The following is a 24,094-nucleotide window of genomic DNA, read 5'->3' on the forward strand; positions in this document are numbered from 1 at the left end:
TACAAGAAACCCGGGTTCTGATGACTAAAGCTTTTTAATTTTTGCTTTCATATACTCATTTACTTCATCATTACTGGTGAGGAAGAGTTTTTCAAATGCCAGCAAAGATATTTTGGCACAAACTTCCGCATCAGCTCCTGCTCTGTGATGAGTAAAATCAATTTTATGATATTCTGCCAATGGCTTCAATCCATATTTTGGAAGATAATTCCATGATTTCTTGGCAAGCTGTATACTGCACAAATAGTTCAATTTTGGGGTATACATTCCGTAATGCTCCAGGCAGCCTCTTAAAACAGAAGCATCAAAACCAGCATTATGAGCAATCATAAGACTGCCATACATCAGATCCTGAGCTTCATACCATACTTCATCAAAAGTAGGAGCATCTTTTACATCTTCAGGATGAATTCCATGCACCGCAATATTGAATCTGCTGAAATAAGGAAAGCTGGGTGGTTTAATCAGCCAGGTTTTAGTCTCTACAATTTCAGAATTCTGTACTACACAAATCCCCATCTCACAAGCTGAACTTTTCTCATGAGTGGCTGTTTCAAAATCTATCGCACAGAAATCCATTTTTTAAAATTATAATTTGTTGGTTGGTTTTGTTTATTAGTTGCTTGTTGCTTGTTCTCTTGCCTAGAGTTTAATTTAAAGTTTAAGGTTAATTGAAGTTATGAATTTTTACTTAATGAGTTTTAGTTCATAATAAGAAAAGAAAACTGTAATTTTCCCTAATCCCTGCCGTCTATCACCTTCTTCCCAAAAAATGTTTAAAAATCAGCCATTTTGATTGGTAAAACTGATGTTTCTGGTATTTTTGGCGAAGCTTCCATGTTCCGGGAAGCTGGGTGTAAAATCCAAAATGAGCTCTTATGACAGCCCACAGATGTGGAAAGCCTTGCTTTAAACCAAAATAAATTCCGGCAACACTGTCCAAACATAATCTGAAAAAGATCAACATGATCAATTGAGGAAAAGGAAGGTTTTTAAACATCATAGAAAGATTATTTCTGATGTTTAAATAAGTCTTTTGTACACTCTGTTTGTTGAGCGTTCCGCCGCCTACATGATAAATTTTGGATTTCCCGGTATAATAAATCTTTTTTCCGGAATTAATAAGCCTCCAGCAAAGATCAATCTCCTCCTGATGAGCAAAAAACCTTGCGTCAAAACCATTCTGTTTCCAGAAATCTGTTGAACGGATAAAAAAGCAGCATCCTGATGCCCAGAAGATCTCTGTTTCATCATTATACTGTCCTTTATCTTCTTCCAGATCATCAAAAACCCTTCCTCTGCAGTAAGGATATCCAAGATTGTCTATCAATCCGCCTGCAGCACCTGCAAACTCAAAATAGTTCTTATTATGATATGATAAAATCTTAGGCTGTACTGCGGAAATAGAAGAGTTATTTTCCAATAATTCCAATACAGGCACTGTCCAGTTCTCTGTAACTTCTACATCAGAATTGAGAAGGCAGTAATATTCATTTTTGACAGCCTTTAACCCCTCATTGTAGCCGCCTGCAAAACCATAGTTTTTATCATTTTTAATAATATATACTGTGGGGAAATTCTTCTGTAGAAACTCTACGGAATCATCCGTAGAAAGATTGTCAATAACATAAATATCCGCATTCTGAGAAAATTGAACCACACCCGGAAGAAATTTTTCAAGCCAATTTTTACCGTTCCAGTTTAAGATGGCAACTGCCAGTTTTTTCTGCATGTCAATCTATTTTTTTTCAGAATCAAAATTTTTGATAGAGTTCTGATATTTCCATTTTCTGTGTGACCAAAGATAATTGTCAGGATTTTTGTGTAAAGTATTTTCCAGTAATTTATGAAATTTTCTCACCACTTCATTTTCCGTGAACTTTTCACCATCCGGGTATATTCTGTGATAATTAACCTGATAATAACCACGTTTTACCTTTTTCATCTCACAATAGATAAAGACAAGATCCATTCTTGTAGCCAGCTTGTCGTATCCCACAAAAGCAGGTGTCCGCTGATTTAAAAACTCTAGTCCGTAAGTAATGTGGGCAAAGTGAGGAGTCTGATCCGCAACAAACATATATGCTGAATCTCCATTATTTTTAGATCTGAAGATATTCAGAATTACTTCATTGGCTTCCAGGGCTTCATTCCCGAATTTATTCCTGACCTTCTTCATCTGATTTTCCCAGAAGCTATTATTCACCTTTCTGTATACAGGATGACAATGAGCCTGGGGAACAATCTTTGCCAGTGCGTTAATCCATTCCCAATTGAAAACGTGTCCGGCCAGCAGGATAATATTTTTACCCTCCCTTTTGGCTTCATGGAACAGTTCCTGATTGATATGCTGCATTCTTACTCTTGCTTCTGTTTCCGAAATGCTGAAAGATTTTATAGTTTCTACCAGATAATCTGAAAAATTAAGATAGAATTTTTTCCGGATCTCTTTAATTTCTTCTTCAGATTTGTCTGGAAAAGAGTTTTTAAGATTTTGGGTAATAACATCTTTTCTGTAACCTACAATATAATAATTTAGGAAAAAGATGACGTCCGAAAAAATATATAATATTTTAAGCGGAAGCTTGGAGATCAGGTATAATATTTTGATTAGAAATTTCATAAAACACGCAAATTTAGTGATAATAAAATTATGGTTCTATTTTTGCAGAAGGATATATATTATTTTTTTTACCTTTATATTATGAAAAAATTGATAATATTCGCTTTCCTGGGATTAAGTACCCTTGCTTTTTCGCAAAATGTAAAAAAAGCAGCTATTGTAGTACCTGCAGAGCAAGCCAAATTAGAATCTCAGAAAAAGGCAGCTGAAGAAAAAGCAAAGCTTCCTAAGCCCTATGACCCAAAAGCTGACGCTCAGGCTGATATTAATAAATTGGTTGCCCAGGCAAAGAAAGAAGGTAAGAATATAATGATCCAGGCTGGTGGAAACTGGTGTATCTGGTGTCTTCGCTTTAATAATTTTGTACAGACTACTCCCGAACTGAAGGAATTGGCAGAGAAGAATTATGTATATTATCACCTGAACTATTCTCCGGAAAATAAAAATGAAAAAGTTTTTGCCCAATATGGTAATCCGGGTGAGAAATTTGGATATCCGGTGTTTATTATATTAGATAAAGACGGAAAAATGATCAAAGCTCAGCAGAGTGATGTGTTGGAAGAAGGAAAAGGATACAGTAAAGAAAAAGTAAAAGAATTCTTTACGACATGGGCTCCTAAAAAAGGATAAAATATAGAAACTGCTTCAGTAATGAGGCAGTTTTTTTATTTAGGTCCGTAGAAAATAAAACTTTTAGAATTAAAGTAATTTTTTGATCCAGCTTAATTTTTTGTTAGAATATGGCGGATATTTGATATTCGGTTCGCCCCAGGTTGCTTTTTCAAGAACTGATTTTTGGTGTGAAAATGTTTCGAAGCCATATTTGCCGTGATAATTTCCAATCCCTGAATTTCCCACTCCTCCAAAAGGAAGATTGTCATTACTTAAATGCATTACCGTATCATTGATACAACCTCCTCCAAAAGACAGTTTCCTTGTAAAATTTTCTTTTTCCTCAGCGTTATTGGTAAAAAGGTAGGCTGCCAGTGGTTTTTCAAGCTCCAGAATAGAATTTAGCGCCACATTGTAATTTTGAAAGCTGATGACAGGCAGAATAGGACCGAAAATTTCTTCCTGCATAATTTTGTCATTCCAGTCTATACGATTCAGAATAGTAGGCTCTATATACCGTTTTTCTTCGTTGAAATTCCCGCCGCAATAGATTTTTTCCTGATCAATAAGATGGATAAGCCTTTGGAAATTCCTTTGGTTAATAATTCTTGTGTATTGATCAGAATCCGGCTTATATTTGAATTCTTTGATATATTTTCTGAGCATTTCCAGAAACTGTTCCTTAATGGTTTCTTCCACCAGCAGATAATCCGGAGCAACACAGGTTTGTCCGGCGTTGAGGAATTTTCCCCAGACAATTCTTTTGGCAGCAGTTTCTAGAGAGGCATTTTGGGTGACGATAGCCGGAGATTTTCCGCCCAGTTCAAGGGTTACAGGAGTAAGATGTTCTGCGGCTGCTTTGTAAACAATCTTACCGACTTTTGTGCTTCCTGTAAAAAAAATCTTGTCAAATTTTAACTTGAGAACAGCAGTGGTTTCATCAATACCTCCTTCATATACATAAAGATATTCAGACGGAAAGTTTTCATTGATAATGGATGCCATAGCTTTCATTGTATTTTCTGCTATTTCGCTGGGCTTAAGAATACAGCAGTTTCCGGCGGCCATTGCCGCTATGACGGGAGAAAGGGATAGCTGATACGGATAATTCCAGGCACCGATTACCAATACACAGCCCAATGGATCAGCATAAATTTTACTGTTTCCCAGTTGGTTGACAAGATTGGTGCTTACTTTTTTAGGCTTTGAAAGAGATTTTAAGTTCCTGATATAATAATTAATATCATTGAGAATGAAGGATAATTCTGTAGTGAAGGTATCAAATGCTGATTTTCCAAAATCTTTTTTAATAGTTTCATACAACATATTCTCATTAGAAATAATTAGATTTTTCAGCTTTTCAAGGTACATTTTCCTGAAAGCGAGGCTTTTGGTCTGCTGTGTTTTAAAAAAATCCCTTTGACTCAGTAAAATTCTTTCAATTTCCATTCTTAAGCTTTTGTGTAATAAACGTTGCGGTTGGAGCAATATTGCATCTTTAAAAATATGAACAATAAATCGGCCAAAGTAGTTGGAGCAGGAAGCAGAAAATTACTCTTGATTGTTTGAAGAGAGGGTGTTAATTTTATAAGAATTTGCTATTATCAGCATATAAACTGAGAGAGGATAAGTAGCGAGTAAGAGGTCCGGTTGCGTATTACCTGATAACAGTATCGTAAAGCACCTGTATATTTGAATGACGTAAGATTTGCGGAAAACGAATAATATTGCTTGAGATGTTCACATTCTCTTCCGCTGAAGGGTGGATTTTTGCAAAGCAAAAGGCAGGATAGTTCTGTAAACAATACTTTACATAAAAAAACCACCTCAATAAATTGAAGTGGTCTTATATTGTGAGAAATTCTCAGTTGCTTATTAAGCTTCTTCAGTTTTAGCTTCTTCTTTTTTAGGAGCTGCTTCCACTGGAGCGTCAGATACGATATCAAACTCGTAGTTGTACTCAACATTTCTGTGAAGTCTGATAAGAGCTGTGAATTTACCAGTTCTCTTGATAGTATTACCAGGAATTTTGATGTATTTTTTCTCTACAGAAACACCAGCTTTTTCTAAAGCAGCAGATAGATCAGCATTGTTGATAGATCCGAATAATTTGTCACCAGCACCTACTTTTGCAGGAATAGTGATAGAAGTTTTCTTCAATTGCTCAACTACAGCGTTAGCAGCAGCGATTAATTTAGCTTCTTCTTCTTTTCTAGCTTCTAATGTAGCTTCTAAAGCAGCTTTGTTTTTAGGGGTAGCTAAAAGAGCAATTCCTTGAGGAATTAAGAAGTTTCTAGCATAACCTGGCTTTACGTTTACTGTATCAAACTCAAGTCCTAAGTTTTCTACGTCTTTTTTTAGGATAATTTCCATTGTTGTTGTCCTTTTTTAGATTTTAGTTTTATATCTAAAATCAAGTTAGAATTAATGATTTATTCAGCAACAAAAGAAGAGGGAGACCTCTTCTTTTATTTATTTTTGTCTTATTTCAATAAGTCAGCTACGTATGGTAGTAATGCAAGGTGTCTTGCTCTTTTGATAGCAGCAGAAACTTTTCTTTGATATTTTAAAGAAGTTCCAGTGTATCTTCTTGGTAAAATTTTACCTTGTTCGTTTACAAATTGTAATAAGAAGTCAGCATCTTTGTAATCAACGTGCTTAATTCCGTATTTTTTGAATCTACAATATTTCTTTTCAGATTTTGTATTGATATCAAGCGGAGTAAGGAATTTTACTTCTGATTCTCCTCCAGCTGAGGCTTGTTTAGCCATTTCATCTATTGCCATGTCTTGTCTTTTTTAAAAAATAGGGTTAATAATTAAGCTTTAGCTGCTTTTACTTTAGTTCTTCTAGTTACAGCGTACTCAACAGCATGCTTGTCAAGTTTTGTAGTAAGGTAACGGATTACTCTCTCGTCACGCTTAAATGCTAATTCCAGATCAGCTACTACAGTACCTTCTCCTTTGAATTCAATTAGAGTATAAAACCCGTTCTTTTTCAATTGGATAGGATAAGCTAATTTTTTTAATCCCCAGTTTTCTTTAGCAACGATTTCGCAGTTCTTTTCTTTGATAAGATCTACATACTTGTTCACTGCTTCCTCTACCTGTGACTCAGATAGAACGGGAGTTAAAATGAAAACAGTTTCGTAATTGTTCATAATGTTAAATGAATTTGTTAATTATTTCGAGGTGCAAAAGTAGAGAATAATTTCCGTATATGCAAGAATGTTGGTGAAATAGTTGGTGTTTCCTGACAATATGTATTTGCTTTTATTTTAGTTATTGAATTAATTTTCATCTTTTGATCTGATTTCAGCCAGAAAATTCACCTTCAAAACATCATACAAAGAATGTCTGCTTACCAGGATTGAAGCAATAGAGGAGACCATTCCGGCAAGCATCAGATGGAATATCAGGGAATGCCTGTCCGTCATTTCCAAAACAATAATGGCTGAAGTAAATGGGGCTCTCGTAATCCCGGTAAGAAAAGCCACCATTCCGGCGAGAACTACTACATTGGTTTCGTTAGGCGTTAAATGTATGGCTCCTGAAATAACTGAGCCTATACTTGCTCCTGCAGTAAGAGCAGGAGCGAAAATTCCGCCCGCACCACCAGAAGTGAAAGAAAGGGCAGGGCCAAGCATTCTTAAAATAGGGACATACCATTCTTCATGTTTATTTTTGGTAAAAAGAACACGCTCCATAATTTCTTTTCCTGAACCCAGAATTTCTCTGTTGATGAAGTATGCAATGGAAGCGATAATTAATGCACAAATGATAAGAAAGATTACATTAGCCTTATCTGTTTTCAGTTTTTTCTTCTTCCAGGTATTGATTTTAAGCATAATGACAGATAGCTGGCTTGCCATAATGCCGGCAGTGGCTGCAACCAATATGATGGGAAACATAACCATTAAAGAAACATCATTGGTTTTCGGATATCCAAGATATAAATAAGACCCGGCCAATGTTTGAGCTGTTAAACCTGCGATAATCACCGCTGTAAATAAGGCGGTTTTAAAATAATTAATGTGGGTTTTTGACAGCTCTTCCACAGCAAAAACAATTCCTCCAAGGGGAGTATTGAACGCTGCAGCAAGTCCGGCTGCCGCTCCTGTCATAATCATGTTTTTCTTGGAAATTTTTGGCCACCATTCAGGAAGGTACTCATTCACTTTTCTGAAAACGGAACCTGCTATCTGAATCGTAGGGCCTTCACGTCCTACTGCACCTCCTCCGATTACAAGAACAACAGAAGATAGTATTTTGAAAAAAATAATTTTAATACTTAACAGATTCCGGATTTTCCGATGCTCTTTCGGGTTGGCAAGTTCTACTGCGGCCATCACTTGAGGAATACCGCTTCCTTTGGCATTGGGAGCAAATTCTTTCACCAGCCACCACGATAATACAAATCCTATGGGAGCAATAATGAAAATCATCCATGCATGCCAGTCGAAAATAAAATTCATGAGATGTTCGCCCCAGGCAAATACCTGCGCATACATTACTGCGAAAAAACCTGTAATTACAGATCCTATCCAAAAAGGAATGGCCTGAAGCAGGTTGTGTTTCAGCTGTTCGTTCCGGATATTGTCGAAGGAGTTTTTAAGAGATCTTTTTATGAGGGTGAAAATTTTCAGCATTTGTAGGTTTTGAAGGATAAAATTACGGTAAAATTCCGGAAATTGTATTTCGTTGAATTGAGATGATACTATAATGTGACTCAGAAAGAGGATTAAACCTCAGTCATTGATTCTTCATCTTCTTTGGTGACATCAAAAAATCTTTTGATGTCATATTTACTATAATCTAAATCCATTTTCCAAATAATTTGTTTAAAAATAATGCTAATCAATCTGATTTCCAAAAAAGTTAGTACAGTATATAAATATTTTTAATAATTATTGATTTTGTTTTTAATTATTATTTTTGTTAAATATTTCATATTTATTTAGCGTAATGTTTAATCTTTTATAATATTGTCAAGCTTAAGTAATAAAAAAACAAAAAAACCTCCGATTTAATCGAAGGTTTTCATTTATATGATCAGTAATAAGCAAAATTACTTATTACTGATTATTTATTACTTATATTTCTGTGTTCAGATCCCAGTTTTCAAGGTAGTCGTGAACGTGCTTCAGCATCATTCCACCTAAAGATCCGTCTACCACTCTGTGGTCATAAGAGTGAGACATGAACATTAAGTTTCTGATAGCAATTACATCTCCGTCAGCTGTTTCAAGAACTGCAGGCTTCTTAACGATTGCTCCGATGGCTAAAATAGCTACCTGAGGCTGAGGAATAATTGGTGTTCCCATAAGGTTTCCGAAGCTTCCTACGTTAGAAATTGTATACGTTGCCCCTTGAGTATCTTCTGGTCTCAATTTCTTGTTTCTTGCCCTGTAAGCTAAATCATTGATTGCTTTTGCAAGACCTGAAAGAGATAACTGATCAGCATTTTTGATAACTGGAACGATAAGGTTTCCGTCCGGAAGGGCAGTAGCCATACCGATGTTGATGTTTTTCTTTTTGATGATGTTCTCACCATTGATAGAAACATTGATCATCGGGAAATCCTGAATAGCTTTCACTACTGCTTTTACGAAAATAGGCATGAAAGTCAGTTTTTCACCTTCACGTTTTTCGAATATAGCTTTGTTTTTATTTCTCCATTTTACAACGTTGGTAACGTCTGTTTCGATGAAAGAAGTAACGTGTGGAGCAATTTGTTTTGCTTTCACCATATTTTCAGCGATGATCTTTCTCATTCTGTCCATTGGAATGATCTCATCACCTGCGCTCACCGGAATGGTAGCTGCCGGAGCAGATACTGCCGCTGGTTGTGGAGCAGAAGCTGCCTGTACCGGAGCTGCCTGTTGAACTGGCTTGCTTCCTCTGTTAGCAACATATGCTAATATATCTTCTTTTGTAATTCTTCCTTCCAAACCGTTGCCTTTGATGGATTTCAGTTCAGTTTCAGAAATGTTTTCCTGTTGAGCGATAGATTTTACGAGTGGAGACAGATAAAGGTCTCCTGAGAATTCTACGTTTGAAGCAGCTGCTGTCTGTAGAGGCTCTTCAATCGCTTTTAAAGTTTCAGTATCAGGAGCAGCCGCCGGAGTTTCAGCTTTCACCTCTTCTGAAGCTGTACCTTCTCCTTCAATTTCTAAAATAGCAATGGCTTCACCTACTTTTGCAACTTCATCTTTTTGCTTTAAAATTTTCACAATTTTCCCCGAAACTGGTGTCGGTACGTCTGAATCTACCTTATCTGTTGCAATTTCTACCACGGAGTCATCCTCCTTTACGTTATCACCTTCATTGAATAACCAAGTGATAATTGTCGCTTCCATAACCCCTTCTCCCATGGAAGGAAGCAATAATTTGTATTCTGCCATTTTTGATTTTTAGATTTTGACAAATATATAAAAAAAATCGGTTTTTTTAAGAAATATATAATCTTAGCTGAATTCGATATAAATATTTTCACCCACATTCAGTCCAAACAGGCTTTTAGCGCCGTTTTTCTTGCTTCCTTTGTAGATGGTAAGCTCCAATAACTGACTATCATTGAATATTGCCGCAGACTGTCCGTGGAATTCGGTCTCCCTTTTCCAGTCTGAAACAACTTCTGTATGACTTGAAAATATTCTTGAAAGGCTTAAATTTCTGAATTTTATGGTAAAACTGTTGTAACCTTTACTGATGTTCTCAAAAAAATCTTTATTGATATTTGATATTATATTTCCGAAATTATCAATATAAGTCACTTCACCAATAATCATCCCTTCCGATTCATTATAAACCGCACGAGGGAACATCAGTTGTTTTGCCGTGTTTATTTTTCTTCCTATGACTTCAGGGAGTCCTCCATTGGCGAGATGTACCGCTGCAGGAACAAAAATGTCTGTAGAAGTAAAGTTGATAACATCATCAAAACGGTTATTCAGCGTAAGCTCGTAGATGGCTTCCGGTTTAATATCAAAAAATATAAGGCTTAAAAGGCCGTTGTCTGCCGCCAGGAAGTAAGATCCGTCAGCTTTATAAATAATATTCTTTCTGGATTTGTGATAAAAGCTGTCTACAGAAAGAATGTGTATGCTTCCTTTTGGAAAATATTTATAAGCATTTCTTACAATATACGAAGTCTGTATAAGGTTGAATGCCTGGATTTCGTGGGTGATATCAATAATATTAACCTCAGGGTTTAGAGACAGAATTTTGCCTTTCACAGCAGCAACTCTGTAATCTAAATTTCCGAAATCCGAAGTAAGGGTAATAATTGACATGAGCAATTTATAGAATAGTGTAGTATTGCAAAGTTATTTAAAATAAAAAGAAAGCCCGAAAGATTGTTGAAAAGAATTTGATATAAATTTGAAAAAAAGCTTTAATTTTAAAATCTAAAAATAAAAATACTGCATGTTTGAATTAACATATGATTTGGAAGATATCGATGCGAAAATCTTCTATGGAGTTAATAACCAATATTTCAACTTAATAAAATCAAGCTTTCCAACCATTAAAATTACAGGAAGAGATCATTTCATCTTTGCCATGGGAAATCAGGAAGCTTTAGACATACTGAAACAAAAACTTGACGATATTGTCAGTTTTATCTCCAAAAACAATTCAATAGGACTGAAAGACGTTGAAAATATTTTGAATATTAAAGACGAAAATGAGAAACAGCTGGTATTCGACCAGGACATTATCGTAAAAGGAGTTAACGGGAAAGTTATTAAAGCTAAGACGACCAATCTTAAAAAGCTGGTGAAGGAAACTGAGAAAAAGGACATGGTTTTTGCCATTGGGCCTGCAGGTACAGGAAAAACATATACCAGTGTGGCATTGGCAGCAAGAGCGTTAAGAGACAAGGAAGTGAAAAGAATTATCCTGACAAGGCCTGCTGTAGAAGCGGGAGAGAGCCTGGGATTTCTTCCCGGAGATCTTAAAGAAAAGCTGGATCCGTATTTGCAGCCGTTGTATGATGCACTTCGTGATATGATTCCGCACGAGAAACTGGAAGGTTTCATGGAAAAGAAAGTCATTGAAGTAGCGCCATTGGCTTTCATGAGAGGACGTACACTGGATGATGCTTTTGTGATTCTTGATGAAGCACAGAATACTACTCATGCACAGATGAAAATGTTCCTTACGAGAATGGGAATGAATGCCAAGTTTATTATTACAGGAGATCCAAGCCAGATTGACCTGCCGAAAAATCAACAGTCCGGGCTGAAAGAAGCCATGAGAATTTTAAATGGAGTAAAAGAGATCGGATTCGTTCATCTTACAGAAGAGGATGTGGTAAGACATCCGGTGGTAAGAAAGATTATCCTGGCTTATAACGATGAGGAAAAAAGACTAAGAAACGACTAGTGAAAATAGGTGAAAGTTTTCGTTAACTTTTTATTAACCTTAAATTTGATGGTTAAAATTTGTTAATTTGAAAAAAATAATTAGTTTTGCAAACCTTAAATGTAAAACTAACTAAACATGAAAAAACTTTTACTTGTTGCGGCGGTCGCTGCTATGGGAGTTTGTGCCAACGCACAAGAATTTCGATTTGGTCCAAAAGCTGGTTTCGCAATGTCTACTATTAAACTGGATGATAAGCAAGACGATCTTGACGGAAGAAAAATGTCTCCAAAATATACCTTCTATATCGGTGGAATGGCTGAGTACAAATTCAATGATAACTTTGCTGTTCAGGGAGAGGTGTTGTATTCTCCACTTGGAGCTAAAGAAAAAATTGATGGCGTAAACGCTGGAGGAATTTATTTTGGTGAGTCAACTAAAGTGAATTTTGGAACTCTTTTGGTTCCTGTTTCTGCCAAATACTTTATCACAGAAGGCTTCTCTGTAGCTGCAGGTCTTAATGTAGGAATCATTCTTACAGCTAAACAAAAGACTGTAATTGGTTCAGATTTCCTTGATGTGGAAGTGGAAGGTGAAGGCGGCGAGGTAGATATTAAAAAAGATATCAAATCATTAAACCTTGCTCCGTTCTTAGGTGTTGAATATATGTTGGAAAACGGACTTTTCTTTGATGCAAGATACAGCTTGGGAGTATCAAACCTATCTAATGACAATAGCGGAGGGACTGTAAAGAATAGCTTTGCTCAGATTGGCGTAGGCTTCAAATTCGGAGGAAACTAATTCTGAAATTTTAGCTTCAAAATAATGATAAAAAAGGCTTTCCGAACTTTTCGGACAGCCTTTTTTTTGATGACTCATATATAAGCTGTATGGATTTCTGATCAGAAATTTTTAATAGAGAGGATCTGTAATGATTAAAATTAAAGAAGATAATCCTGAATAATAAACATTTGTTTAAATTTTAAGAGTTAATAACTTTAAAATTAGAGATTTAGGTTAATTAATTTTAGCGTTTTTCCAGAATTCATCGGGTTTTATAAAAAATAAGAAAATTTAAAAAATTAAATATATTGGAGTCTTGTTGAAAAAATAGGATTTTTTTATTCATAATATTGTGAAAAAATCAACAACATCTCTTGATTAGGATTTATTTTTACAAAACCCTTAATTCCAGTAATGATATTAATCACATTAACAAATTTTAATATTAGTGGAGACCACTGTAAATTTGCTCTCAGAAAGTATTAAAATTTTTTACAATGAAAAAAATATTATTAGCGGGTGCTGTTGCACTTTTCGGTTTATCAAACGCTCAGATTGCTAAAGGAACTACATATTTATCAGGATCTGTTGGTTATTCTCAAGTAGAATCTAACAACGGTAACGATAAAAAAGAAAACTTCAACGTATTACCTACAGTTGGATATTTCGTAAACACTAACTTAGCAATCGGATTAGGAGTTGGTTATCAAACTGAAAAAAACACTTTAACTACTACTCTTGGTAACACAGTAGGAGAAAGCATCACTAAGCAGCCAGCTTTTGTTGTAGCTCCATTCGTAAGAAAATACTGGACTTTATCTGACAAGTTATATTTCTTCGGACAATTAGCAGTTCCAATGCAGTTTGGAAAAACTGAAACTGAAACTAGCTCTGTAACTACAGTAGGAAATAACACAATTTCAACTTCAAATTCTACTGAAGCTAAATACACAAAAATCGGTGTTACTGTTAAACCAGGTTTAGATTATTTCTTAAACAAAAACTGGTCTATCGAAGCTACTATCGGTGAGTTCGGTTATAGCAACTACAAGCCAAAAGATGGTGATGCTACCAACAACTACAACTTCGGATTGAATTTATCTTCTGTAACTTTCGGAGTTAAATATGTATTTGCAAAATAATAAACAAAGCATATAGCAAGAAAGCCCTGAGAATACTCAGGGTTTTTTGTATTTTTGCGAACATTTTTTTAATACAATAAATCATGAAAAAAATTTTATTAGCGTCTGCAATCACTTTATTTGCAGGTTTAAATGCACAAACTACATTCGGGGTAAAAGCAGGATATGCTTTATCAAAATTAAATTCCAGTGAAGGGGATTTTGAATTTGGAGGATTTGAAGCCAGTTTAAAATCCAAATCAGGGTTTTATATCGGAGGTTTGGTTGAGCATAAATTCAATAATAAGTTTGCTGTCCAGGGAGAGCTGGAATATGCCAATCTTGGCGGAAAAGCTGAAGTTGGAATATCTGGTACAGGTATTACCTTAACTGAAAAGATGAACCTTAACAGAATTGTTATTCCTGTATCTGCAAGATATTATGCAACGCCAGAACTAGGAATTTATGCAGGTCCTTATGTAAGCTTTAAAACGAATAATAAAGTAAAATTTGAATTAAGTGGTTCTAATGCTGGTATGGTATATCCTTCCGGACTTAAAGAAGGAGAGCGCTATTTGGAAAGAGAGCTGAATGATGGTTTAAAATCTACAGATTTCGGTTTATTTTTAGGAGCAGATTACAATATTCATAAAGGATTATTCGTAGATGCACGTTACAGTTTTGGTCTTACCAATATGATTAAAAATCCTGTGGATGGTGAAACATTAAAAATGAATTTCTTTCAGTTAGGAGTAGGATACAAGTTTAAATAAAACCTATATCAATATAAAATAAAAACTCTCAGAAATTCTGAGAGTTTTTTTATGAATGATTTTGTCTTTCTTATTTCCCGAACATTCCACCCATTCCAGGCATATTCGGCATTTTGCTCATCATCTGCATCATTTGTTTTCCCTGAGGTCCCTGCATCATCTTCATCATTTTACCCATCTGATCAAACTGTTTCATCAATTGATTCACATCTTCGATTTTTCTTCCGGCCCCTTTGGCAATTCTTCCTTTTCTCTGCGTATTGATGATAGAAGGTCTTCTCCTTTCTTCAGGAGTCATAGAGTAGATGATCGCTTCAATGTGTTTGAATGCATCATCGCTGATTTCTACATCCTTGATCGCTTTTCCGACTCCAGGAATCATACCCATCAAATCCTTCATATTACCCATCTTCTTAATCTGGTTGATCTGCTTAAGGAAATCATCAAAACCGAATTCGTTTTTAGCGATTTTTTTGTGAAGTTTTTTAGCTTCTTCTTCATCGAACTGCTCCTGAGCTCTTTCTACTAAGGAAACAACGTCTCCCATTCCCAGAATTCTGTCTGCCATCCTTTCCGGGTAGAAAAGGTCTAAAGCTTCCATTTTTTCTCCTGTAGAGATAAACTTGATGGGTTTTTCAACAACAGAACGGATTGTTAATGCAGCTCCACCTCTTGTATCACCATCTAATTTCGTTAAAACAACTCCGTCGAAATTCAAGGCATCGTTGAATGCTTTTGCCGTATTTACAGCATCCTGACCTGTCATAGAGTCTACTACGAAAAGCGTTTCCTGTGGTTTGATGAAATAATGTACGGATTTGATCTCGTTCATCATCTGCTCATCAATGGCCAAACGACCTGCTGTATCCACGATTACAACATCATGACCGTTTGCTTTTGCAAAGTTGATTGCATTTTCAGCAATCGTAGAAGGGTTTGTAGAACCTTCTTCGGTAAAAACGGGAACATTGATTTGCCCTCCCAATACTTTCAGCTGGTCAATCGCTGCAGGACGGTAAACGTCACAGGCTACCAATAAAGGTTTTTTATTTCTTTTTGTCTTTAAATAATTAGCAAGCTTTCCTGAGAAAGTAGTCTTACCAGATCCCTGAAGACCTGCAATAAGAATTACAGAAGGTTTTCCTGAAAGATTAATTCCTTCCTGAGAACCTCCCATCAGGTCTACCAGTTCATCATGGACGATTTTCGTCATCAGCTGTCCCGGAGTAAGGGAAGTAAGAACGTTTTCTCCTAATGCTTTATCCTGAACTCTTTTTGTAAGATCTTTCGCAACTTTATAGTTAACGTCGGCATCTACCAATGCTCTACGGATCTCCTTTACGGTTTCCGCAACATTGATTTCAGTAATTTTTCCTCTACCGGAAATATTGTGTAATGCCTTGTCTAATTTATCCTGTAAACTATTAAACATATTTATTGTAAATTATAGGTTTGCAAAAATAAGGAATTTTTAGCATATCCAAAGTGTTTGATCACGTAATATTATATATATACGTAATATTATTACAAACAAGAAAAATGATAAATATCAAATCATGGTATAATCCGATAGAAAAAGTCTATTTTTGCGATCAATTAAAATATAGAATGAAGATCAATCCCAATATTCTTGTTGTCATTTTATTCTTTCTGACCTTCCTGGTGCATTTTTCCCTTTGGAAATTTGTTTTTCACCTGGATGAAATTATAATCATTAAATTTTACCTTTTTCTAAGCGTCATGTTTATGATGATGATCACTCTTGTAATTTTAATTAATAGAGTAGCACCACAATTTTTAGGATTATCTGTTATTGGTTTGATCCTTTTAAAATTCGGTTTAATGTACTTAATCAGAAAAAAACTGAACTTTGAAGTGATTCCTGGCTATAAATTTCATTTTATTATGCCTTATTTTGTCCTGACAGCACTGCTTACATACTATGCCATCAAGCTGATTAATCATGATAAAAAACAGTAAAATAATTTATTGAAACTAGAAAAAATATCATATTTTTGCACAACGAAAAAAACCTATCAATGTTTAAGAAATTCGCAGTTTTATTCTACAGTATTTTTGTATTAAACTTAGTGTCTGCACAGCACGGTGAGGCTACTGCTGGGGCAGCTCCTGCTCAAGAGCTTTCAGAGAAAGACAAAGTAAGCAAAGAAAACAAAGAGTTCATCGATCATCACTTGTTGGATGCACATGATTTCACATTGATGGTTGATAAGGAAGGTCACCACATCGGTTTTCCTCTTCCTGTTATTATCTATGATAACGGTTTTCACTCTTTCATGAGTAACAAAGAAGGGTTTATGCACGGAGAACCTACTGAAGTTGATGGAAATTTTTATGTATTGCATCATGAAAAAATCTATAAGACTGATGCAGCTGGAACTTTAACGCTTGATGACCACGGTCACCCAACTAACGAAAAGCCATTAGATCTTTCAATTACAAAGAGTGTGTTGATTATTTTATTAGTATCCATCTTTATGTTAGTATTATTCGTTGGAATGGCTAAGTCTTACAAAAAATCAGTGGTTCCTACAGGAGCTGCAAGATTTTTAGAGCCATTAATCATTTTCGTAAGAGATGAAGTTGCTATTCCAAACATCGGACATAAGTATAAGAGATTTATGGGTTATTTATTAACAGTGTTTTTCTTTATCCTTTTCCTTAACGTTTTAGGATTAATGCCATTCGGAATTAATGTTACAGGTAATATTACAATGACATTCTTCCTGGCTATCCTTACGTATTTGATTACAACATTCTCAGCGAACAAAGATTACTGGAAGCATATTTTCTGGATGCCAGGTGTTCCGGTTCCAATGAAATTCATTATGTTGCCAATCGAATTATTAGGAACTATTACTAAGCCATTCGCTTTGATGATCCGACTTTTTGCCAATATGACGGCAGGTCACATCGTAGTAATGACTTTGATTGGATCTATCTATATCTTTAAAAACTGGATCGCAGGAGTAGCATTCCCATTCTTAACATTAGTAATTTATTTACTTGAAGTATTGGTAGCATTCCTACAGGCATATATCTTCACAATGCTATCGGCTTTATTTATCGGAATGGCTGTAGAAGAGCACGAGCACGAACATCATGCTGCTCACTAATTAGAAGGTAAAAAGAGAAATTAAACAAATATTAAAACAATTTTTTAAAATTATATATTATGGAAATCCCTAGAATTATTGGTGCAGGTCTTATCGTACTAGGTGTAGGTATCGGTCTTGGTAAAATCGGAGCTGCTGCTCTTGAAGCTATCGCTAGACAGCCTGAGCAATCTGGAAAAATCCAAACTGCTATGCTTATTGCAGCTGCACTAGTTGAAGGTGTTGCATTTGCTGCGTTATTCGCATCATAAGCCAAACAAAACAAAAACATTGTTGCAGCGGTTGGCTGCAGCAATGTTAATTTTAAAAAAAAAGTAATAATTATTTATACATTTATATAATGGAATTAATTCATCAGTTTTCATCAGGACTATTTATTATCCAGTCTGTTATTTTTCTAGCATTATTATTTTTGTTAGGTAAATTCGCTTGGAAGCCTATTTTAAAGTCAATCGACGACAGAGAAACATCTATTGTTGACGCTCTTAATCAAGCTAAATTAGCTAGAAAAGAAATGGAAACTTTAAAAGAGGATAACGAAAGAATCATTCGTGAAGCTAAAATCGAAAGAGATGCTATCCTTAAAGAAGCCAGAGAAATTAAAGACAGAATCGTAGGAGAAGCTAAAGATGCTGCTAAAGCTGAAGGAGACAAAATGATCGAAGCTGCTAAACAGACTATCAATGCTGAGAAAAATGCTGCCATGGCAGACATCAAAACTCAAATTGGTACTTTATCTGTAAACATTGCTGAGTCTATCCTGAAGCAAAAGCTGGACAACAGTGAAGCTCAAAACGAATTAGTTCAAAATTATTTAAACAAATCAAACCTTAACTAAGAATGCTTACATCTAAAGTAGCTAAAAGATACGCACAAGGTTTACTTGATTTCACAAACGAGTCAGGTCAGACAGCTACTGTATTTTCTGAAATGAAAGATGTAGTAAAGATCATGAAAGAGTCTGTGGACTTAAATAAATTTTTCATGACTCCTTATATTGATTCTAAAAAGAAAATAGAAGTAGCAAACGAAATTTTCAAAGGTTTATCTGTTTCTTCTCAGAACCTGATCAGATTGGTAATTAAGCACGGACGTGAAAACCAATTGAAAAATATCGCTCAGGAATTCATCAACAAAGTAGAAGACCTTAGTGGTGTACAGAGAGTAACGCTTACTACAGCAACTCCGCTTTCAAAAGAAAACCTTGACCAGATTTTAAGATCTACCCATCTTGTAAATGCTGATTCAAACTTTGATCTGAAAGTAAATGTGAAGCCTGAAATTCTTGGAGGATATGTTCTGAGAGTAGGTGACCAGCAGGTAGATGCGTCTGTGAAGACAAAACTGAACCAAGTTAAAAAAGATTTCCAATTAAATTAAGAAAAACAACCATACAATGGCAGAAATAAATCCGGCAGAAGTATCTGCGATCTTAAAACAGCAATTGGCCAACTTCGATACTCAATCCAACGTTGAGGAAGTAGGTACAGTTTTAACCATCGGTGATGGTATTGCTCGTGTATACGGGTTAGAAAACGTACAATACGGAGAGTTGGTGAAATTTTCTAGTGATGTAGAAGGTATTGTACTTAACCTTGAAGAAGACAACGTGGGGGTTGCTCTACTTGGTGAAAGTAAATTAGTAAAAGAAGGTGATACAGTAAGAAGAACAAACAGAATCTCTTCTATCAAAGTAGGAGAAGGTATGTTAGGAAGAGTAGTAGATACTCTTGGTAACCCAATCGATGGTAAAGGTCCTATTACTGGGGATTTATACGAAATGCCATTGGAAAGAAAGGCTCCTGGGGTAATCTTCAGGCAGCCGGTAACTGAGCCTTTACAGACCGGTATCGTTGCAATTGATGCGATGATCCCTGTAGGAAGAGGTCAGAGAGAGCTTATCATTGGTGACAGACAAACAGGTAAAACTACTGTTGCTATCGATACGATCATCAACCAAAAAGAATTCTTTGATGCTGGTAAGCCAGTATATTGTATATATGTTGCTATCGGTCAGAAAGCTTCTACTGTAGCACAAATCGTTAAAACTCTTTCTGATAAAGGAGCTTTAGCTTATACGGTAATCGTTGCAGCTAACGCATCAGATCCGGTTCCAATGCAAGTATATTCTGCAATGGCAGGAGCTTCTATCGGTGAGTTCTTCAGAGACACAGGTAGACCAGCACTTATCGTTTATGATGATTTATCTAAACAAGCTGTTGCTTACCGTGAGCTTTCTCTACTATTGAGAAGACCACCGGGCCGTGAAGCTTACCCTGGGGACGTTTTCTACCTTCACTCAAGACTATTGGAAAGAGCGGCAAAAGTAATCGCTGATGATAACATTGCCAAGCAGATGAACGATTTGCCGGAGTCTCTTAAACCAATTGTAAAAGGTGGTGGTTCATTAACAGCCCTTCCGATTATAGAAACTCAGGCTGGTGACGTTTCTGCATACATCCCTACAAACGTAATCTCTATTACAGACGGACAGATCTTCCTGGAGTCTGATCTATTCAACTCAGGGGTTCGTCCTGCAATCAACGTAGGTATCTCTGTATCAAGGGTAGGAGGTAACGCTCAGATCAAATCAATGAAAAAAGTATCTGGTACATTGAAACTTGACCAGGCTCAATATAAAGAACTAGAAGCGTTTGCTAAATTCGGTTCGGACCTTGATGCTTCTACGTTAGCAGTAATCTCTAAAGGAGAAAGAAACGTAGAGATCCTTAAGCAACCGGTAAATGCACCACTTCCTGTAGAAAGTCAGGTAGCGATCGTATATGCCGGAACAGAAAACTTAATGAGAAACGTTCCATTGAACAAGATTAAAGAATTCCAACATGAATACATCGAGTTCCTGAGATCTAAGCACCCAGATACAATGGCTGCTATCAAGGCTGGAAAAATCGATAACGATATTACAGGTGTTCTTAAGCAGGCAGCTAACGATTTAGCTTCTAAATACAACTAAAAAATTCAATGTTTAAGGTTTGAAATATAGTGTTTTAGACCTTAAACTTTAGACCTTAAACTTTGAACCCAAATTAATGGCAAACTTAAAAGAAATACGAGGCAGAATTACGTCAATTTCATCTACGATGCAGATTACACGTGCTATGAAGATGGTTTCCGCAGCGAAACTTAAAAAAGCACAGGATGCAATCGTAATGTTAAGACCTTATTCTGAAAAATTACAGGAGCTTATCCAGAATGTAAATTCTAGCTCTGATCCTGATCAGATTTCTGTATATGCTCAGAAAAGAGAGGTTAAAAGAGTACTATTCATCGCTGTTACTTCAAACAGAGGTCTTGCGGGAGCTTTTAACTCTTCTATCGTAAAAGAGCTTAACCTTCAGTTCCAGAACAACGCTCAGTACGAGGTTGAAGTTCTTCCTGTAGGTAAAAAAGTATATGATGCGGTAAGAAAAAGCCGTACGGTATATACTAATGGAAGTTCTGTGTATGATAACCTGAACTTTGATGCAGTTGCTCATATCACTGAAGGGGTAATGGCAAGCTTCAGAGAAGGTAAATTTGACGAAGTTTATGTTATCTATAACAAATTCGTTAATGCTGCTACTCAGGAAGTAACTACAGAACAGCTTCTTCCCATCTCAATGCCGGAAAATACTGAGCCACAGGTTGAAACAGATTACATCTTTGAACCTAACAGAGCTGAGATTCTGGATAATTTGATTCCAAAGTCTATCAAAACTCAGGTTTTCAAAGCGATTTTAGATTCAGTAGCGTCTGAGCACGGAGCGAGAATGACTGCAATGCACAAAGCAACAGATAACGCTCAGGCTTTAAAGAATGATCTTGTGATCTTCTACAACAAAGCAAGACAGGCTGCAATTACCAACGAAATTTTGGAAATTGTTTCCGGAGCAGAAGCTTTGAAAAATTCATAAGGAATTATTTTACTATACAAATGAAAGCACCGAAATTATCGGTGTTTTTTTTGTTTATAATTGACTGAAACCGTCATTTACTATTCAAAAATCGAGTTTTTATCATAAAACAGGAAATTAGTCCGATTGTTTTTTTTATTTAAAAACTGAGGTATTATATCGTGTCATATTTTCTTCCGAAAATTACTTCATGGAAATAATCTATCCCGGATTCAGGTTATTTTTATTTTGCATATCTTTGTAGTTAATAAAATTTATATAATCTCTAAATGGACTCGGACATAGTCAGGCTTTTGCTGGCCTTATTTCTTGTTTTACTCAATGGCTTTTTCGTAGCCGCAGAATTTTCAATTGTTAAAGTTCGTTACTCACAAATTCAGTTAAAAGCTGCAGAAGGAAACTCTATGGCTAAGCAGGCAGAACATATCATCAAGCATCTTGATGAATATCTTTCCGCTACACAATTAGGAATTACATTGGCATCCCTTGCCCTTGGTTGGGTAGGAGAAAGTGCCCTGCACCATATTGTTGAAAATATTTTCACGTCTTTGAGCATTAATCTGACTCAGACAACCATTACTACAATTTCGGTAGTGACAAGTTTTGTATTGATTACCATCATGCACATTGTGTTTGGTGAGCTTATTCCAAAATCAATAGCCATCAGAAAATCTGAAGCAACTACAATGGCAACAGCGGTTCCGTTGAGAGTTTTCTATACGATCTTTAAACCGTTTATCTGGTTGATGAACTCCATGTCAAATGGTTTCTTAAGACTTGTAAAAATTCATCCCGCTTCCGAACAGGAAATTCACTCTACGGAAGAACTTCAGCTTTTGGTGAAACAAAGTGCAGACAGCGGTGAGATTGAAGAAGAGAACTACGAAATTATTAAAAATGCATTTGATTTTACAGATCATTCCGCCAAGCAGATCATGGTTCCAAGACAGAATATTACTTCCATAGACTTTGAAGAAGATGTCAATGACATTATCAATAAGATCATGGATAGTGGATATTCCCGTATTCCTGTATATATCGATTCTATTGACAATATTATTGGAATTTTCTACACAAAGGAAATTATAAGAGAATTTGTGAAGAGAAAAGGAGATCTTGACCATGAAGACCTTAAAGATTTAATGCGTGATGCATTCTTCGTGGTAGAAAGCAAGAAAGTTTCAGACTTATTGAAAACGTTCCAGCTTAAAAAACAGCATATTGCCATCGTTATTGATGAGTTTGGAGGAACTGAAGGAATTATCACACTAGAAGATATTCTTGAGGAACTGGTGGGAGAAATTCAGGATGAAGAAGATGACGAAGAAAAAATAGTAGATAAAATAGCGGATAATACTTATTGGGTGCAGGCTACACAGCCTTTGGACGAAATCAACGAGTTTTTACCCAAAAGGCTTCCTCTTTCCGAAGAAAGCGAATACAATTCATTGGCCGGATTTATTCTTCATGAACTGGAAGAAATTCCGGAAGAAAACCAGGAGTTTGATCTTGAAAATTATCATTTCAAGATCCTGAAAATGAATAATAAGAGTGTGGAACTTGTGGAGCTGGTATATCAGGAACCCAATGCTATTGACCATTTAGCAGATAAAATTGGAGAAGTTTAAAAGAATAAGAATGAGTTTTTATAACAGCATAAAAGACTACGAAAACCCAAAACGTCAGTACGAGGAAGAAGTTCTCGTCTTAGATGATACAGATGAAGTTTATAAACTGGTACTGCATAACGATGATATTCATACATTTGATTACGTAATAGACTGCCTTATCGAAATATGCAAGCATACGTTGGAACAGGCTGAGCAGTGTACCATGCTGGTTCACTACAAAGGCAAATGCACCGTAAAAACAGGATCAATGGATGTTTTGAAGCCTATGCATGAAAAATTAATTTCGCGCGAATTAACAAGCGAAATCGTATAAGATACAAATCCGGCATTTTGTCGGATTTTTTTATGGAATCCTGAGCAGAAAGCAGAGGAATAGCAACGAATCACAAAGACTGAAAGACTTCCGGCCAATCTTTCAATTTTTAAATGCTTTAATCTTTTAATTTCTCAATACTCTTACATTGTCATATTTTATCTAAAATAGTATATTTGTACCAACTATAAAGAAACAAAAAACAATGCTTGTAATAGGAATTGCCGGTGGTACAGGATCCGGCAAAACTACAGTTGTTGATAAGATACTTCAGCAGCTTGATATTGAGGGAATGAATATCCTCTCTCAGGATAATTATTATCACGACAACCAAGGTCTTACATTGACGGAAAGAGAAGCTCTGAACTACGACCATCCAAAATCAATAGACTTTGACTTACTGATAAAACACGTAAAAGCTTTAAAAAATAATGAGCCGATTGAACAGCCGATTTACAGCTTTGTTACCCATTCCAGAACAGGAGATCATGTCACTGTAGAACCTAAAAACGTACTGGTAGTAGAAGGAATTCTTGTTCTTACCAACAAAGAATTACTGAAAGAATTTGATCTGAAGGTATTTGTTCATGCTGATTCTGATGAAAGATTAATCAGGAGGATCAGAAGAGATACTCAGGAAAGAGGAAGAGATCTGAGCGAGGTATTACACCGTTATCAGACCACATTGAAACCAATGCATCAGGAATTCATAGAGCCGTCTAAAAATGAGGCCGATCTTATTATCCCCAATATGAAACAAAATTCCGTAGCCATTGATTTTTTAACTACTGTTATTAAAAACTCGTTGAAAAAACATTAAA

At 35.8% G+C, this 24,094-nt stretch carries 26 protein-coding genes; 15 read left to right on the plus strand and 11 right to left on the minus strand.

The features are described 5' to 3' along the window. Nucleotides 1-24: 24 nt before the first annotated feature. The 3 genes from EK417_RS12150 to EK417_RS12160 all read right to left on the minus strand — a co-directional run bounded on the left by EK417_RS12150 (nt 25) and on the right by EK417_RS12160 (nt 2,623). Nucleotides 25-579 carry a 3'-5' exonuclease gene (locus EK417_RS12150; protein WP_076594564.1) on the minus strand — a complete coding sequence of 185 codons (555 nt, stop codon included), beginning with the start codon at nt 577-579 and terminating at the stop codon, nt 25-27. Nucleotides 580-754: 175 nt separating this feature from the next. Next, nucleotides 755-1,732: a glycosyltransferase family 2 protein gene (locus tag EK417_RS12155; protein ID WP_136522295.1), complete on the minus strand. Its 978-nt coding sequence runs from the start codon at nt 1,730-1,732 to the stop codon at nt 755-757. Between the two features lie 6 nt (nt 1,733-1,738). Next, nucleotides 1,739-2,623 carry a lysophospholipid acyltransferase family protein gene (locus tag EK417_RS12160; RefSeq protein WP_076594566.1) on the minus strand — a complete coding sequence of 295 codons (885 nt, stop codon included), beginning with the start codon at nt 2,621-2,623 and terminating at the stop codon, nt 1,739-1,741. A gap of 81 nt (nt 2,624-2,704) precedes the next feature. On the opposite strand from EK417_RS12160, the gene EK417_RS12165 reads away from it, so the two are divergent. Further along, complete coding sequence (locus tag EK417_RS12165) at nt 2,705-3,253, plus strand: thioredoxin family protein (RefSeq protein WP_136522296.1); 549 nt, start codon at nt 2,705-2,707, stop codon at nt 3,251-3,253. A 69-nt stretch (nt 3,254-3,322) separates the two neighbouring features. Here the strand turns inward: EK417_RS12165 and EK417_RS12170 are convergent, their stop codons facing one another. The 7 genes from EK417_RS12170 to EK417_RS12200 form a co-directional block, all read right to left on the minus strand. Beyond that, nucleotides 3,323-4,684 carry an aldehyde dehydrogenase gene (locus EK417_RS12170; RefSeq protein ID WP_136522297.1) on the minus strand — a complete coding sequence of 454 codons (1,362 nt, stop codon included), beginning with the start codon at nt 4,682-4,684 and terminating at the stop codon, nt 3,323-3,325. A 426-nt stretch (nt 4,685-5,110) separates the two neighbouring features. Next, nucleotides 5,111-5,608 (minus strand): 50S ribosomal protein L9, encoded by a 498-nt coding sequence (gene rplI, locus EK417_RS12175; RefSeq protein ID WP_076594569.1) that lies wholly within the window; start codon nt 5,606-5,608, stop codon nt 5,111-5,113. A 110-nt stretch (nt 5,609-5,718) separates the two neighbouring features. Further along, nucleotides 5,719-6,021, minus strand: coding sequence for a 30S ribosomal protein S18 (gene rpsR / locus EK417_RS12180; protein ID WP_002979091.1), 303 nt, complete (start codon nt 6,019-6,021; stop codon nt 5,719-5,721). Nucleotides 6,022-6,053: 32 nt separating this feature from the next. Further along, nucleotides 6,054-6,395: a 30S ribosomal protein S6 gene (gene rpsF, locus EK417_RS12185; RefSeq protein WP_047429790.1), complete on the minus strand. Its 342-nt coding sequence runs from the start codon at nt 6,393-6,395 to the stop codon at nt 6,054-6,056. Between the two features lie 129 nt (nt 6,396-6,524). Further along, nucleotides 6,525-7,883, minus strand: coding sequence for a chloride channel protein (locus EK417_RS12190; RefSeq protein WP_136522298.1), 1,359 nt, complete (start codon nt 7,881-7,883; stop codon nt 6,525-6,527). Between the two features lie 444 nt (nt 7,884-8,327). After that, complete coding sequence (locus tag EK417_RS12195; RefSeq protein WP_136522299.1) at nt 8,328-9,638, minus strand: dihydrolipoamide acetyltransferase family protein; 1,311 nt, start codon at nt 9,636-9,638, stop codon at nt 8,328-8,330. Between the two features lie 63 nt (nt 9,639-9,701). Then, complete coding sequence (locus EK417_RS12200; RefSeq protein WP_076594572.1) at nt 9,702-10,529, minus strand: SAM hydrolase/SAM-dependent halogenase family protein; 828 nt, start codon at nt 10,527-10,529, stop codon at nt 9,702-9,704. 133 nt (nt 10,530-10,662) lie between these two features. Here EK417_RS12200 and EK417_RS12205 point away from each other — a divergent pair, with 133 nt between their 5' ends. From EK417_RS12205 to EK417_RS12220, 4 genes are all read left to right on the plus strand, one after another. Beyond that, a complete protein-coding gene (locus tag EK417_RS12205; RefSeq protein ID WP_002979097.1) occupies nt 10,663-11,622 on the plus strand; it encodes a PhoH family protein in 960 nt (319 codons plus the stop codon). Nucleotides 11,623-11,739: 117 nt separating this feature from the next. Further along, entirely contained in the window at nt 11,740-12,402 is a 663-nt protein-coding gene (locus EK417_RS12210) for a porin family protein (protein WP_136522300.1), read from the plus strand. Between the two features lie 479 nt (nt 12,403-12,881). Beyond that, a complete protein-coding gene (locus EK417_RS12215) occupies nt 12,882-13,526 on the plus strand; it encodes an outer membrane beta-barrel protein (RefSeq protein ID WP_076594574.1) in 645 nt (214 codons plus the stop codon). Between the two features lie 83 nt (nt 13,527-13,609). Continuing rightward, nucleotides 13,610-14,278, plus strand: coding sequence for a porin family protein (locus EK417_RS12220; RefSeq protein ID WP_136522301.1), 669 nt, complete (start codon nt 13,610-13,612; stop codon nt 14,276-14,278). Between the two features lie 70 nt (nt 14,279-14,348). Here EK417_RS12220 and ffh read toward each other — a convergent pair whose 3' ends face one another. After that, entirely contained in the window at nt 14,349-15,710 is a 1,362-nt protein-coding gene (ffh, locus tag EK417_RS12225) for a signal recognition particle protein (RefSeq protein WP_076594576.1), read from the minus strand. Between the two features lie 107 nt (nt 15,711-15,817). Here ffh and EK417_RS12230 point away from each other — a divergent pair, with 107 nt between their 5' ends. From EK417_RS12230 to udk, 10 genes are all read left to right on the plus strand, one after another. Further along, entirely contained in the window at nt 15,818-16,258 is a 441-nt protein-coding gene (locus tag EK417_RS12230; RefSeq protein ID WP_136522302.1) for a hypothetical protein, read from the plus strand. Between the two features lie 59 nt (nt 16,259-16,317). Beyond that, a complete protein-coding gene (gene atpB / locus EK417_RS12235; protein ID WP_136522303.1) occupies nt 16,318-17,415 on the plus strand; it encodes a F0F1 ATP synthase subunit A in 1,098 nt (365 codons plus the stop codon). Nucleotides 17,416-17,474: 59 nt separating this feature from the next. Next, a complete protein-coding gene (gene atpE / locus EK417_RS12240; RefSeq protein ID WP_027384648.1) occupies nt 17,475-17,666 on the plus strand; it encodes an ATP synthase F0 subunit C in 192 nt (63 codons plus the stop codon). 89 nt (nt 17,667-17,755) lie between these two features. Then, nucleotides 17,756-18,253 (plus strand): F0F1 ATP synthase subunit B, encoded by a 498-nt coding sequence (locus tag EK417_RS12245; protein ID WP_110366266.1) that lies wholly within the window; start codon nt 17,756-17,758, stop codon nt 18,251-18,253. A gap of 2 nt (nt 18,254-18,255) precedes the next feature. Then, nucleotides 18,256-18,795, plus strand: a complete 540-nt coding sequence (gene atpH / locus EK417_RS12250; protein WP_076594578.1) for an ATP synthase F1 subunit delta — start codon at nt 18,256-18,258, stop codon at nt 18,793-18,795. A gap of 16 nt (nt 18,796-18,811) precedes the next feature. After that, nucleotides 18,812-20,389 (plus strand): F0F1 ATP synthase subunit alpha, encoded by a 1,578-nt coding sequence (gene atpA / locus EK417_RS12255; RefSeq protein ID WP_076594579.1) that lies wholly within the window; start codon nt 18,812-18,814, stop codon nt 20,387-20,389. Between the two features lie 76 nt (nt 20,390-20,465). Continuing rightward, nucleotides 20,466-21,329 carry an ATP synthase F1 subunit gamma gene (gene atpG, locus EK417_RS12260; protein WP_076594580.1) on the plus strand — a complete coding sequence of 288 codons (864 nt, stop codon included), beginning with the start codon at nt 20,466-20,468 and terminating at the stop codon, nt 21,327-21,329. Between the two features lie 269 nt (nt 21,330-21,598). Beyond that, complete coding sequence (locus tag EK417_RS12265) at nt 21,599-22,957, plus strand: hemolysin family protein (protein ID WP_076594581.1); 1,359 nt, start codon at nt 21,599-21,601, stop codon at nt 22,955-22,957. Between the two features lie 10 nt (nt 22,958-22,967). Continuing rightward, nucleotides 22,968-23,273: an ATP-dependent Clp protease adaptor ClpS gene (locus EK417_RS12270; RefSeq protein ID WP_110366265.1), complete on the plus strand. Its 306-nt coding sequence runs from the start codon at nt 22,968-22,970 to the stop codon at nt 23,271-23,273. Nucleotides 23,274-23,478: 205 nt separating this feature from the next. Next, on the plus strand, nt 23,479-24,093 hold the full coding sequence (gene udk, locus EK417_RS12275; protein WP_002979122.1) for a uridine kinase: 615 nt from the start codon (nt 23,479-23,481) through the stop codon (nt 24,091-24,093). Nucleotide 24,094: the final 1 nt, after the last annotated feature.

The sequence above is a fragment of the Chryseobacterium candidae genome (assembly GCF_004916905.1).
Lineage (GTDB): Bacteria > Bacteroidota > Bacteroidia > Flavobacteriales > Weeksellaceae > Chryseobacterium > Chryseobacterium candidae.